Here is a 13,804-nt window from a genome sequence, read left to right as displayed (position 1 = left end):
ATTCAAAGAGCTGAGCTTTCTTGCACGAGGCGGATAAAGTATTTTGCATTTTCTACAGGTATATCTGGTAAAATGCCATGTCCTAGGTTAAAGATATGATTTTTGCCCTTCATTGTGCTTAAAATTTCTTTTACGCCTTTTGTGATAGCTTCTTTTGAGTATAAACGACAAGGTTCAAGATTGCCTTGTAAGGTATAATCTTTGCTTAAAATATCTCTTGCAAGCTCTAAAGGCGTATCCCAAGATACTCCAAATACATCAAAATCGCCTTTTATATGAGCTAAATACCCACTCACACCCTTAGGAAATAAGATCACAGGGATATGAGGGTATTTTTGCTTGATAAAATTTGAAAGTTCAAGCATATAAGAAAAAGAAAACTCAAAAAAAGCCTCTTTTTCTAAAGCACTTGCCCAACTATCAAAGATTTGCACCGCATTTGCTCCAGCTTTAATCTGTGCTTCAAGATAAAGCTTTAAGGTTTGAGTAAGCTTTTTAAGCAAGCTGTGTAAAAGCTCTGGATTTTCATAAAGAATTTTTTTAGATTTAGCATAATTTTTACTGCCCCTGCCCTCAAGCATATAAGTTGCTATAGTCCAAGGCGAGCCACAAAAGCCAATAAGAGCTTTGTTTTGGGGCAGTTTTTCACGCGTTAAAGAAAGGGCATCATAAACATAACTTAGATTTTTTACAGCCTTTTGAGTATCAAGGGCATTGATTTGCTCTAAGGTAGAAAGAGGCTCATCAAACACAGGTCCTTCGCCCTTTTCAAAGCGAAGTTTCATACCCATTTCTAAAGGCACAACTAAAATATCAGAAAAAATAATCGCCGCATCAACGCCTAAAATATCCACAGGCTGCAAGCTCACTTCACTAGCAAGCTTATAATCCTTACAAAGCGAGAGAAAATCCCCAGCCTTAGTGCGAACTGCCATATACTCAGGCAGATAACGCCCAGCTTGACGCATCATCCATACCGGAGTGTAAGGGGTAGGCTTTTTAAAACAAGCGTCGATGAAAATCATTGATTATCCTTTTTAAGCAAATACTTTAAATTTGATATAAACTTCAGTTTTTTAGGCTGTCTGTGTAAATCTTTAAAAAAATGTGAAAGAATTGTAGCCTTTGAAAGCTTGAATTTTGCTAAAAGGGCTTTGATGTCAAGGGGATCATTTTGTAAGGAAATTTTAAAGATTTTAAGATAAGTGAGTGTGCTTAGGGTAAAAAGGGATTTAAATTTAAGCTTAAATTTCTCATCTTGCAAAGACATTTGGTTGTAAAAATCCTCGATTACAAGAGCAAGCCTAACAAAACAATATGCTTTAAAATACGCCCTTAAGCTTTGATAGTCTTTAAAATAAGGCTTTAACTCAAGCAAAAAGCTAGGCATTTTTTGAGGCATTTGTTTTACCTTTTGCCCGCTCATAGTAGAAGCTACTCTTACTCTATACACATAAAGAGCTTCATTTATATAAGCGATCTTTTTTGCTAAAGCAAATAAAATCGTGCCAAAGTCATGATCTTCGTGAAAAATTGCGTGTGTAAAACGCAAATTGTAGCGGTTTAAAATTTCACTCTTAAAGCTTCCCTGCCAAGCAAAATAAAAATCATAAATTTTATTTTCACTTAAAAGCTCTAAGCCACTATCATATTCATCTTTATTAAGTTTTTTAAGGGTAGGAAGCTTGGGCTTATTTTTAAATTCTTTCGTATTTTCATGAAATTCAACAAGATTATGAACTAAAATTTCTAAGTCTTTTTCAAACATATTTTTAACACAAAGTTCTATACAATCAGGCTTGATATAATCATCACTATCTACAAAATGAATAATCCTTGAGGGTAAGTTTTGCACTAAAAGTTCATTTACATTCTCTAAGTCTGTTTTGATGAAATTTGGAGCAATTTTTGTAAAATGTTTTTGAATTTCTGCATAAGAAAGTTCTTTTGTGGTTTTATCAAAAGTATGGGTTTTTAGAAAGGATTGTATGCTTGAGTTCTCATTTGAATTGAAATCATTATTTTTTTGTATAAAACTTTCGCTTTCTAAAAGCTCTCTTAAAGCAGAACCTTTGATAAACTCAAGTCCTAAGTTGCGAGCTGAAGCTTGCCCTGAATTTGGCTTTGAAAGCACTAAAATTCTTTCATCTTTGCTAGCAAATTCTAAAGCGATTTCTAAACTCTCATCATCACTTCCATCATCAACTAAGATAATATCTAAGTTTTTATAACTTTGATTGATAAGGCTAAGAAGACATTCTTTAAGATAAGCTTTGACATTGAAAATTGGAACGATGATAGAAACTAAAGTATTTTGCAAATTTTTTACCTTCAAGCTTTAAATACTGAAATTATAACATATTTGTATTTGATATAGCGATAAAAATGCTATAATGCGCTTTACAAATATTTATTTTAGGTTAAATCATGAATATACTTATAACAATAGGGGATTTAAATATCGCAAGAGGAGCGGAACGGGTTGCTGTTAATCTAGCCAATGCCTTTAGCGAACAAGGACACAAAGTTGAACTCCTTAGCTTTTTTAAAGGAGATTTAAATTCTCCTTTTGAAATTTCTCCTAGTGTAAAATTAAGTTATATAAACCTTTTTTCAGAAGAAAACCAAAAAAAAGATAAAAATTTTTTATATCGTTTTTATATTAAAAATTTTTATAAAATATTTCTAAGCTATAAAATAAAAACAATGTATCCTGAAGTTGATTTTATCATCAGCAATTCAAGTAATTATTTTCCATATTTTAAAAATAAAAATACGCGCTATATAGCCATACAACACATGCTTGCAACACAAGGCTCCAAAAGAAATAAATTATATGATGCTTTGGTTATCCTTTCATCAAAAGAACTTAAAATTTGGCAAAATTTTTATAAGTGTGTTGTGGTTATACCAAATTTTATTCCTCATATCCCCAATTTAAATACAAACCTAAAACAAAAACAAGTTATTGCCGTGGGGAAACTATCCAAAGAAAAAGGTTTTAATCGCCTTATCGAAATTTGGAATTTACTTGCTCAAGATGAGAATTTTAAACAAGAATTTAGGCAGTGGAAGCTTATTATTGTAGGTGATGGAAAATTGAAGGAAGATTTGGAAAAACAAATAAGAGATTTGAATTTAGAAAAAAACATCATCTTAAAGCCTTTCACAAAAGAGGTAGAAAAAGAGTATTTGAATGCAAGTATATATACTCTCAGCTCACATTTTGAAAGCTTTGGCATGGTTTTAGCTGAAGCAAGTTCTTTTGCTCTACCTTGCATAGCTTTTGATGTTAAAACAGGACCAAGCGATATCATAGAAAATGAAAAAACAGGATTTTTGGTGCAAGATGATGATTTACAAGATTTTGCACAAAAGCTCAAACTTTTAATGAAAGATGAGAGTTTAAGAGAAAAATTTGGTAAAAATGCCAAGGAAAAGATAAAAAAAGAATTTAGCAAAGAAGTTGTCTTAAAAAAATGGGAAGAGCTTTTTAAAAATTTAAAAGCCTGATTTTCTTACTATTTTTTTTCTAAAAAAGTTTAAATACCTTTTCTTTAAACTCAAAATAAACCTATGTACAAATTTAAAATAAGGATACCGCCATACGCTATAATCGTAACTTCTTTTTGCATTATGAGTTTTTAAAATCAAAATAAGTGTTTGTATAAAGGCATGATAGTCATCATCACCTTTTAAAGCCAGCTTTGCTAGCTCATTTTGCACAAATTCGCAGTCTTTATTTGCTTGAGGAATTTTTGTTAAATCTCTGCTGGATTTTGGATTGTAACAATAATAATACAAATGTTCATTAAGCAGATAAATGCGATCGCTCATAAGCAAAATACCCATACAAGCAAGTATATCTTCAGCGACAGTGAATTTATGAGAAACAGCTAAGGTATTGATCGCTTTTAGATATATTTCTTTTTTGATACACTTGCTCCAAATATTATAATAACCTTCTTTGTTAAAATAGATCTTTTGAAATTCTTGTCTTGTTAGGAGTTTGTTTTTGGTAATAATATTTTGTTTGGAAAAATGATATTTTTCATCTTGTTGATAAAAATTAAACATGATAAAATCAAGCTTAAAGTCCTTATTTTGCTCTAAAATTTCAAATAATCTCTCGCAAGCTTTTTCATCAAGATAATCATCTGGGTCTAAATGCAACAAATACTCGCCTTGTGCTATTTTAGCACCCTCAATCCGGGCATGAAAAAGTTTTAAATTCTCCTTATTATAAACGATTTTTACCCTCTCATCTTTCAAAGCAAATTCCTTAGCAATTTCTATGCTTTTATCTTGCCCGCAATCATCGACGACAATGATTTCTATATCTTTAAAGGTCTGATTTATGCAGGAATTTAAAGCTTGAGCGATAAAATCTTGAACATTGTAAGTTGGAAGTATGATTGAAAATTTTATTTTACCCATAATACACCTAATTTGGAAGCAAGAAAACGACTTGTTTTAAATGCTTTTTTATTGATTTTTTCTTTTATTCTATCCATAAAGTTAAATTTCCCTTCTTGTTTTTTTAGTCTATTGCCATGACGAAAATGTTCTCTTTTTAAAAAATAGAGAAATAATTTATATAAAACAGGACTGAAAATTTCAGGATAAGTTTCTTTTAAGCGGGTTATTTCTTTGATAACTAATTCGTGATTTGTTATTATTTCACGGATATTTGCAAGTTCTTGATTATTCATAGCTGATTGAAGGTTGGTTCGGTAAAAATATAAAACTTCATTTATGTTTATAAAATTTTCACAAATACTATATAAAACAAAAGATTGCAAGACATCTTCAGCGATTGTGATTTTGGTGCTTAACTTATCAAAATACGGCACAACTTGTTTGTATTTTTCTGTTTTGATGAGCTTTGCCCAAACATTCCACCTAAAAGAAAAATTGCGCAAAAAATGATGATGAAGCTCTATTTTTGAAAAAGAAGCGTTTTTAAACTGATATAAAATATTGCTTTGATTATCACAAATTTTAAAAGCTCCAAAACTTACTATATCAGCCAACCCGTTTTTACTTGCCTTGTAAGCAAGTTCGCAAGTTTTTATGTCTAAAAAATCATCACTATCAAGGTTTAGGATATATTCTCCTTTTGCGATTTTTACGCCTTCAAGTCTAGCTTGTAAAAGCCCTTGATTTTCTTCATTATGGATAATTTTTATCCTCTCATCTTTTAGGGCAAATTCCTTAGCAATTTCTATACTCCTATCTTGTCCGCAATCATCAATGATGATTATCTCTATATCCTTAAAAGTTTGATTTATGCAAGAATTTAGAGCTTGTGCTATAAAAGCCTCGACATTATAAATGGGCATTATTATGGAAATTTTAGGATTTATATTTTGCATATCTTTCCCTTGCTATCAAAGCTTTATCCATTGCTGAGGCAATATATCATCAAAGCGTATATCTCCACGATACCAAATTTTTGGGGCGATGATGATTTTATCTTTATTTGCGTTTAGTGCTGCGCCCCACCAAGAAAAGGTTGAATTCGCGATAATGTTGTGTTTGCAATGTTTCATTAACTCTAAATCAAAATAATTTTTGTCTTGATTGCACGAGACGATACTCATATTTTTAGCATTAAAATGCTCTTTTACCCAAGCAAGATCATTTGAAAAGATAAAATAATGAGGATTTTCCACTCTTTCGTTGATATAAGTTATAGCTTTTTGATAATACTCAAGCGTGCAGACATTAAACTCAGGTAAGCTTAGATAATCTCCTCTTCGTATATGCAAGCTTACCGAGTTTAAAGCTTGAATTTGTTCTAAAAGCTTTAAATTTTCATCATTAAGCTTTTCTTTTAAGTTTAAGTCTTGAGCAATGCTATCCCAAATATGAGCTGAGTATTTTTGACTTTGAAAAAAACCTTCATAGAAGGTATTTTTTCTCGTTTTTCTCAATAACTCAGGGCAATACACCCCAGCCTTTTCACACTCTTCAAGTACCTCTTCTTTAAAATACTTTCTTGCAAATTTTGGTATCCAAGAGCCTTTTAGGGTATATTTATCAAATTCTTTTGAGCCAATGCGAGAAAATTGTGTATTAAAATGATCAAGAGTAAAAAAAAATGAGGTTTGTTTTTGGGGATCGAGCCTTTCAAAAAGCCTTATATCAAGCACTACTTCATCATTAAATTTTTCTTTTAAAGCCTTTGCAAAGGCATATTGAAAGAATTGATTACCTAAACCGCCTTGAATTTTTACTATATTCATATTTTTCCTAAAAAATTGGATCAAAAAACAACTATTATAACATAAAAATTTCTTATCTCAAAAAGAAAGTTTCATAAAGCCTATCATCAACATTTTGATATTTAAGACTTCTTTGATAATTATCAAGAATAGCTTCTTTTCTTTGCTCATAATCTTGAGGTGTGCATTGTTTTAAAATTTTATGTATATCATCTTTTTCATTGATGATGATAATGCCATCAGTATTAAAAAATTTTCCTATATCACTTGCTCCTAAGTAAATAGGCACACACATAGAAATAAAACAATCAAGAATTTTTTCAGTAAAATAATATTTACTGATTTGATTTTCAACTACGATTTGATAGCGATATTCGTGCAGGCTTTGCGACTTAAATGCGATGGGATTATTAAAAAAGGCTCCAAAAAGTCCTAATGCCCCCCCCCCATAATCTTTTGAAATTTTGCTTAATTTAGAAGCTATATCATTTCTTATAAGGTGAATTGGAGTAAGAGCTTTGCCAGAACAAACCATGGAAATATTTTTTGTTTTATTTTCATAATTTTCTGCACTAGGCTTTAAACTATCTCCTTTTTCATTATAACACCAATTTTGCACACACATAAAAAAATCCGCATTAGCAAAATCATCGAGAATTTTTTCATCATGAGTAAGAATTTTTTCAAAATCTTTCACATTATCCTTGCATTCATTAAGAGCTTTATAAACATCAAACTCAATAGCTCTAGGCTCTACAAGCATACCAAATTTATGAAGTGGCTTAGCTATAGTTTCAAATATAGCCCTTCCTGTATAAAAATGAGTATTCAAAGCAAAATTATATCTATCCCATAAAAAATACTGGCTCAAAGTTCCATAAGGACAAAAATTAGAATTGTGATCTCTTAAGAAAAATATATCCATTTGCTTACCATTTTGATTAAAAATTTGTGGTTTTTCATAAAAAATTTTAACCCCTGCATTGTAAGTAGGAAGGTAAATTTTTCCATATATACTACTGGTTTGAGTATATTTTTCGTCTTGTAAAAGAAAATCAAGCTTTATTTTCATACCAAATAATGTTAAAATTTTGTGTTTGCTTCCTTTTTCAAAAACATTTTTAACCGAACAACACCACTCTATAAACCTTCTTATATTCATAAAACCACTCCTTTACTTGTCTGTGTTATGATAACATATTTTTTTAAAAAACAAAAAAAGGAAATTAGTGAAGCGCAAAAAAATACTTAGCGATAGAAAAGATTCTAATGGAAATAGATTTATAGGTATTATCAATGCATTTTATATTGCCAAACAATGCAATCAAAAGCCAATGTTTACTTGGGACGCAGTAAGCAAAGCTCATCTACTCGTAGAAGATTACAAAAACTTCAATAAACAGCGTTTCATTTCAACTGCTCTTGATACCAAAGAAAATATTTTTAGTAAAAATTTTATCCAAGAACACTGCCTCACTTATGAAGATAAAAGCTCGCTTTCTCTTGCTACTGATGAAAAATTCCGATATCTTAAAAAATTTAAAAATTACATTCTAAACACAAACTACGACTATTATGAAATCACTCGAACGGAAGATTATATAAAAGATATATGGAAAGATTTGGATATATGCAATTATACCCAAAGCGCAGCTGAAATTTTTAATAATATAAATTTTACAGAAAAAGTAGCAAGTATCATCAAACAAGCTCATCTAAAAGCTACAGAACTAAAAAATACTAATGGGGGGGGGGCATTAATAGCCTTTCATATAAGAGCTGGAGACACTGTATATCCTTTTGCAAATTTTAGAAAACTAGCCCTTATGAATTTTCACCCCACACCAATAGAACTTGCTTATGAAATAATCAAAGATTTAGCTAAAGATACTAAAGTCATCATTTTTAGCGATGATATTAACTCTGTTGAAGAACTCAAACGAGTATTAAATAGCAAAAATATCTTTTTAGCTGAAGAATTTAGGGATTATCATCAATTTTCAAATACCGAGCTTTTCCTTTTTGATACTGTTTTAATGTCACATGCTAAAAAGATATATGGCACACACTCAGCAGTTGCAAAATTTGCTGCTACTATAGGCGGTGTAGAACTTATCAATCCTCACACAATCTACCCAGCCAACAAAATTTATCAAATTTATAAAGAAAACTTTGGCAAGCTTGATCTTCATGACGCTCATAAAGCTCAAACTCTTTTTTATACCTACCTTGCTGCAAGGGCAAGTGGAGAAGAGTTTGAAAAACTTATTTCTCTACTCGAACAAGCCCTAAAATATGACTATGAAAACGACAAATATAGAATTTATATCCTTGATACTCTTATCTGTAACAATGAATTCAAAAGAGCGGATGAATATCTTGGACAAATACTTCAAACACGAAAGGAAGATTTTTTTAGCTATTTAGCTATAGATAATGGAAATACTTGCAAGGAACTACTTTTAAAATACTGCCTTATTAATACGCAAAAATATCAAAACCTTAATCAAATTGCTCAAAAAATAAAACAAATGCCTTTTTGCAAAAAATTTTTCAAGAAAACTTCAAGAAAGTTAAGACTCTATCTGCCTCAAAAACATTTATGGTTTAAAAAATACTTCAAGGGATATTACAATCATCGATATCTCTAACTTTTTCAGCCAATATCTGCTATAATTTTTCAAATTTAACAAAAAGGCAAAGCTTGAAAATTTTTATCCACCTTCCAACTTGGCTTGGCGATGCTGTTATGGCAAGTGCGGCTTTAAAGCTTGTGTTTGAATATTTTACAAAGCTTGATAAAAAAGCTGAGTTTATACTTCATGGCTCTTTTGTGGCGTGCGAGCTTTTTAAAGAATGTGAAAATACACGAATTTTTATAGAAGATAAAAAATCAAGATATTTAAATTTTTATAAACTTACTAAAATTTTGGGTAGGGTTGATTACGCCTTTTCTTTTAGAGGAGCATTTTCAGCTAAAATTATGCTTTTTTTACTGCATTCAAGGCATAAATTTATCTTTGATAAAAAGCACAACAAAAACGCTCATCAAGTGCTAAAATACCTTGAATTTGTCAAAAACTCACTCAAGCTTAAAGAAGCAGTGCAAGATGAACTCTTTTTACCCATAAAAGCCTATAAAGACTTAACCAAAAACGAACAAAAAAAGCTTTGCGAGCATTTTAAACTTGATATGAACAAGAAATTTTTAGGTATAAATGCTGGGGCAAAATACGGCAGTGCCAAACGCTGGAATGAAGAGTATTTTGCAAAAGTTGCTCTTGAGTTTAGCAAAAGTCATGAAATTCTTATCTTTGGCGTAGCAAGCGAACAAGAACTTTGCGACAAAATCGAGCTTTTGCTTCAAAAAAATGGCATAAAAGCTTTAAATTTATGTGCTAAAACAAGTATAAAAGAGCTTTGCGAGCTTATTTCTAGCCTTGATCTTTTCATCAGTAACGACAGCGGTGCTATGCATGTAGCAGCTGTATATAAAACGCCTACTATAGCGGTGTTTGGACCTACAAAATTCACTCAAACTTCGCCTTGGCATAATGAAAACGCAAGGCTTGTGCATTTAAATCTAGCCTGTATGCCTTGCATGAAACGAGTGTGCCCCTTAAAGCACCACGCTTGCATGCAAGAGCTAAAGCCTGAACTTGTCATCAAAGAAGCAAAAAGCTTGCTTAAAGAGTAAAGATAATCTTCCAAACTCCATCGATTTTCACGGCATTTAAACGTTCATCGTCTATGCTTTTATCGTTATAAATAAGCTCGATTTGAAGCTCTGTAAGCTCGCTATTTAGCTCTTTTTTATCAATGATTTTAACTTCTTTAACGCCGCCGTGTTGAGCGAGCTTTTCTTTAAGCTTGCTTAATCTTTCATTAAGCTTTTCATCGATTTCTTTAGTGCTTAACTCGCTTTGAACGCTTGCTGGCACATATACATAGGACTTTATCCTGCGAAAATCATCTTCTTGCACCGCCTTAAAATAATCCTCGCTAATGTATTTTGGACTATTTTTAAACGCGCACGCACCCAAAAATACACACACTATCAAAAAAATGTATTTTTTCATCTTTGCTCCTTTTTAAAACACTCTTTAAATTTTTAGCTCTTCTTTCAAAACGCCTCATCGATAAGCTGACAAATAGCATGTATGCTTAAGATATGCATTTCTTGAATCCTTGCTGTATCATCGCTTGGAACGACTAAATTAAGCTCGCAAAGCTCATTCATAGCTCCTCCACCCTTGCCACTAAGTCCTATGCAGTGCATATTTAAGCTTTTTGCTTTTTGAAAAGCTTCAAGCACATTAGGGCTTTTTCCACTAGTTGAAATGCCTATTAAAATGTCTTCTTCTCGCCCCAAAGCCTCAACCTGTCTTGAAAACACAAACTCAAAACCATAATCATTGCCTATAGCACTAAGAGCTGATGTATCAGTTGTCAAAGCTATGCCTGTTAAAGCTTTGCGCTCTTTTTTATAACGCCCGCTTAATTCAGCTGCGAAGTGTTGAGCGTCTGCTGCTGAACCTCCATTGCCACAAATTAGCACTTTTCCGCCATTTTTAAGGCAAGTGATAAGCATACTCGAAATTTTTGCGATTTGCTCCTTTAAAAGCTTACTTGCCTCAAGGGTTTTTTGATGTTCTTCAAACTCTTTTTCTATGATACTTAGCATTTATTCTCCTTTATTTTATCTATAATCAAACTCGTGCTAAAGCCCTCTTCAAAGGCTATAAGCTCAACTCTTTCAACCAAATCAGCCCCGACAACTTCTTTGCCCTCATAATCAGCCCCTTTAACCAAAATATCTGGCTTTAAAGCTTGAATCAACTCATAAGGCGTATCCTCATCAAAAATCACGACAAAATCCACAAAATAAAGTGCTGCAAGCAAAGCCGCTCTTTGAAACTGGCTATTTACAGGACGCGTTTTACCTTTTAAACGCTTTACACTAGCATCTGAGTTTAACCCCACCACGAGCAAATCGCCTAAATTTCTTGCTTTTTCAAGGTATTTGATATGTCCAAAATGCAAAATATCAAAACAACCATTGGTAAAAACCACCTTTTTGCCAAGATGGGCAAGTCTTTTAGCAAGGGCATTTTTTGTGATAATCTTAGCTTCAAAGCTTGTTTTGCCGTAGTTTTTAATCTCCTCAAAACTCACACTCACACTTCCTACCTTGCTTACCACAACAGCAGCTGCAGCGTTTGCCAACTCGCAAGCTTTTATAAGAGGCACTTTCAAAGCAAAACAAAAAGCAAGCATGGCTATGACGCTATCTCCAGCCCCTGTTACATCAAAAACCTCTCTTGCCGTAGCCTCAATGATATGCAAATCATCATCAAACACAGCTATACCAGCTTCTGAAAGGGTAATGAGTGAGTATTCAAGCTGAAACTTTTCTTTAAGCTCTTTAATACCTTTTTTAAGATTATCCCCATCTAAATCGCTCATTTTAAGGGCTTCTAAGGCTTCTTTTTTATTTGGAGTAAGTAAGGTTGCCCCTGTATATTTTGAGTAATCACTCCCCTTTGGATCGATGAGTATGGGTATGTTTAACTCGTTTGCTTTTCTAATGAGCGCCCTTGTTACCTTAGGACTTAAAACACCCTTTCCATAATCACTTAAAACCACGCTTTGATACTCTTTAACACATGCTTCAAACTCAGCGATCAACTCATCTTCTAAACTGATATACTCAGTGCTTTCATCATCAAGGCGTAAAACCTGTTGAGAGTGAGAAATAATGCGGTTTTTGAGCGAAGTTTTGCGTCCTTTTTGAGTGAGTAAAACCCCATCAATCCTTGTCTTTAGAAATTCCCCAGCCTCATCATCGCCCACTACGCTTAAAGCCTTGACATTAGCATTTAAAGCCTTTAAATTCGCATAAACATTTGCTGCTCCGCCAAGCCTTTTATCCTGGCTTTTTGATTTCATCACTAAAACAGGGGCTTCAGGACTTACACGCTCACAATCACACCAAATATAATTATCCACCATCAAATCCCCAACAACAAGGATTTTAGGGCTTTTATCAGCTAGAAAATCAAGCATTTACTTCCTTTTCATGAATGCGTTTAATTTCGCTTATATAGTCCTTAATGCCCTCTTCTAAGCTAAACTTAGGCTCATACAACCCGCCCCAATTACTCAAATCAGCCTGAGTGTGAAACTGATAAGCCTTTGCGTAAGGATTTTTGATATATTCGCAAGGCAAAGTTGTGCCAAGCTCAATTTGTAAAATATCAACGATATCTTGAAAGCTTCTTGGAATGGAAGTTGCCACATTATACACCCCGCTTTTTGCTTCTAAAGCCTTTAAATTCGCATTTATCACATCTTTAATATACACAAAATCCCTAAAAATTTTTTCACTTCCCTCAAACAAACGCGGATTTTGTCCGCTTAAAATTTGCAAGCCAAATTGCAAGATCATCGACGCTGTTTTGCCCTTGAAAAACTCACCCTTACCATAAACATTAAAATATCTAAGCCCTACTATATCAAGCTTTTGGCTGTATTTAAAAGCCAAATGATCCATCATAAGTTTTGAAAAAGCATAAGGATTTTTAGGCATCTCATCTTTTCCTACGATTTGCGGACTAACTGCGTCCCCATACACTGAAGCTGAACTTGCGTAAATAAGTCTTGCTTTAAGCTTTATGCTTAAGTCTATAAAGTTTTTAAAGCTGTTTAAGTTTGTGCGTAAAATAAGACTTTCATCGTCTGCTGTAGTATCTGAAATGGCTGCTTGATGAAAGATCACTTCGGCTTTAAAATCCTCAATCTTTTCAAAAACGCAAGGCTCATTTATATCGCCCACAAAAAGCTCACCTTTAAAGCCAAGTAGGTTTTTAAAATGCCCTAGACTTTTGAGGTTTCCATTGCTAAATTTTTCCTCATTTCTCATCTTATCAATCACTAAAATTTCATGTTTATCTTGCAAGGCTAAAGCAAGTTGCGAGCCTATAAATCCAGCTCCTCCTGTGATAACTATCTTCATTTTATCCTTTCAATTTCTTTTTTAAAAATACCAAAGCCAAATTTAAGTTTTTGCAAATTTCAAAATACTCTTTTGTTGGTTCATTATTTATGTTTTTATCTTCACTTAAAAGCACTAAGGTGCCGATTTTTGCGGCTAAACCTGCTTGCATATCGCTTAAATTATCGCCTATAAAAACTGAATCTTGCATATTGATGTCAAATTCAAGCTGGGCTTTTAAAAGCATACCCGGCTTTGGTTTTCTGCACTCACAATTTTCTAGGTGCGGACAATGATATATTTTAGTGATTTGTATGCCTTGTTTTTTAAAACTTTCACACATAAATTGGCTTAACTTTGCAAAATCAGCTTCAGTGTAATAGCCCCTTGCGATGCCTGATTGATTCGTGATCACAAAGATTTTAAAGCCTTCTTGTATAAAAAATTCACACAAAGGAAAAATCCCTTCGCAAAACTCAAAATCTTCTTGTTTATACACATATTTTTTATCAATATTAATCACACCATCACGATCTAAAAATAAAGCCTTTGTTTTCATCGTTTCTCATTATAATATAAATTT

14 protein-coding genes are annotated in these 13,804 nt (G+C 32.6%); 3 read left to right on the top strand and 11 right to left on the bottom strand.

Going from position 1 to position 13,804, the window contains the following annotated elements; all coding sequences use genetic code 11:
* Positions 1-2: 2 nt before the first annotated feature.
* A complete protein-coding gene (hemE, locus tag DMB95_RS01940) occupies positions 3-1,025 on the bottom strand; it encodes a uroporphyrinogen decarboxylase (protein ID WP_142930689.1) in 1,023 nt (340 codons plus the stop codon).
* Positions 1,022-2,320: a glycosyltransferase gene (locus tag DMB95_RS01935; RefSeq protein WP_162056692.1), complete on the bottom strand. Its 1,299-nt coding sequence runs from the start codon at positions 2,318-2,320 to the stop codon at positions 1,022-1,024. The genes hemE and DMB95_RS01935 overlap by 4 nt, the downstream gene beginning before the upstream one ends.
* A 107-nt stretch (positions 2,321-2,427) precedes the next feature.
* On the opposite strand from DMB95_RS01935, the gene DMB95_RS01930 reads away from it, so the two are divergent.
* Positions 2,428-3,513 (top strand): glycosyltransferase family 4 protein, encoded by a 1,086-nt coding sequence (locus tag DMB95_RS01930; RefSeq protein WP_202922010.1) that lies wholly within the window; start codon positions 2,428-2,430, stop codon positions 3,511-3,513.
* Here DMB95_RS01930 and DMB95_RS01925 read toward each other — a convergent pair.
* The 4 genes from DMB95_RS01925 to DMB95_RS01910 are packed head-to-tail and all read right to left on the bottom strand — an operon-like array spanning position 3,502 to position 7,389.
* On the bottom strand, positions 3,502-4,437 hold the full coding sequence (locus DMB95_RS01925; protein WP_142930686.1) for a glycosyltransferase family 2 protein: 936 nt from the start codon (positions 4,435-4,437) through the stop codon (positions 3,502-3,504). The genes DMB95_RS01930 and DMB95_RS01925 overlap by 12 nt on opposite strands.
* Positions 4,425-5,375: a glycosyltransferase family 2 protein gene (locus DMB95_RS01920; protein WP_142930685.1), complete on the bottom strand. Its 951-nt coding sequence runs from the start codon at positions 5,373-5,375 to the stop codon at positions 4,425-4,427. The genes DMB95_RS01925 and DMB95_RS01920 overlap by 13 nt, the downstream gene beginning before the upstream one ends.
* Positions 5,376-5,390: 15 nt before the next feature.
* Positions 5,391-6,248 (bottom strand): alpha-1,2-fucosyltransferase, encoded by an 858-nt coding sequence (locus DMB95_RS01915; RefSeq protein ID WP_142930684.1) that lies wholly within the window; start codon positions 6,246-6,248, stop codon positions 5,391-5,393.
* A gap of 52 nt (positions 6,249-6,300) precedes the next feature.
* Positions 6,301-7,389: a hypothetical protein gene (locus tag DMB95_RS01910; protein WP_142930683.1), complete on the bottom strand. Its 1,089-nt coding sequence runs from the start codon at positions 7,387-7,389 to the stop codon at positions 6,301-6,303.
* A gap of 67 nt (positions 7,390-7,456) precedes the next feature.
* Between DMB95_RS01910 and DMB95_RS01905 the strand changes: the two genes are divergently transcribed.
* Together DMB95_RS01905 and waaF are read left to right on the top strand one after the other, a co-directional pair.
* The gene (locus DMB95_RS01905) at positions 7,457-8,878 is read left to right on the top strand and encodes a hypothetical protein (RefSeq protein ID WP_142930682.1); all 1,422 of its coding nucleotides are present in this window, start codon (positions 7,457-7,459) and stop codon (positions 8,876-8,878) included.
* 53 nt (positions 8,879-8,931) lie between these two features.
* The gene (gene waaF / locus DMB95_RS01900) at positions 8,932-9,924 is read left to right on the top strand and encodes a lipopolysaccharide heptosyltransferase II (RefSeq protein WP_142930681.1); all 993 of its coding nucleotides are present in this window, start codon (positions 8,932-8,934) and stop codon (positions 9,922-9,924) included.
* On the opposite strand, the gene DMB95_RS01895 is transcribed toward waaF, so the two are convergent.
* Genes DMB95_RS01895 through DMB95_RS01875 form a run of 5 tightly spaced genes read right to left on the bottom strand, consistent with a single transcriptional unit; the run spans position 9,914 to position 13,780 of the window.
* Positions 9,914-10,306 carry a DUF4878 domain-containing protein gene (locus DMB95_RS01895; RefSeq protein ID WP_142930680.1) on the bottom strand — a complete coding sequence of 131 codons (393 nt, stop codon included), beginning with the start codon at positions 10,304-10,306 and terminating at the stop codon, positions 9,914-9,916. The genes waaF and DMB95_RS01895 overlap by 11 nt on opposite strands.
* Before the next feature lie 44 nt (positions 10,307-10,350).
* Positions 10,351-10,911 (bottom strand): D-sedoheptulose 7-phosphate isomerase, encoded by a 561-nt coding sequence (gene gmhA / locus DMB95_RS01890; RefSeq protein ID WP_142930679.1) that lies wholly within the window; start codon positions 10,909-10,911, stop codon positions 10,351-10,353.
* On the bottom strand, positions 10,905-12,293 hold the full coding sequence (gene rfaE1, locus DMB95_RS01885) for a D-glycero-beta-D-manno-heptose-7-phosphate kinase (protein WP_142930678.1): 1,389 nt from the start codon (positions 12,291-12,293) through the stop codon (positions 10,905-10,907). Before rfaE1 ends, gmhA begins: the two co-directional genes overlap by 7 nt.
* On the bottom strand, positions 12,286-13,242 hold the full coding sequence (gene rfaD, locus DMB95_RS01880) for an ADP-glyceromanno-heptose 6-epimerase (RefSeq protein WP_137632037.1): 957 nt from the start codon (positions 13,240-13,242) through the stop codon (positions 12,286-12,288). The genes rfaE1 and rfaD overlap by 8 nt, the downstream gene beginning before the upstream one ends.
* A gap of 1 nt (position 13,243) precedes the next feature.
* Positions 13,244-13,780, bottom strand: a complete 537-nt coding sequence (locus DMB95_RS01875; protein WP_142930677.1) for a D-glycero-alpha-D-manno-heptose-1,7-bisphosphate 7-phosphatase — start codon at positions 13,778-13,780, stop codon at positions 13,244-13,246.
* Between the last annotated feature and the right edge of the window lie 24 nt (positions 13,781-13,804).

The organism is Campylobacter sp. MIT 12-8780 (assembly GCF_006864535.1).
Taxonomy (GTDB): domain Bacteria; phylum Campylobacterota; class Campylobacteria; order Campylobacterales; family Campylobacteraceae; genus Campylobacter_D.
The sequence above is the reverse complement of the archived record's forward strand: the minus strand, read 5'-3'. Positions and strand labels throughout refer to the sequence as shown.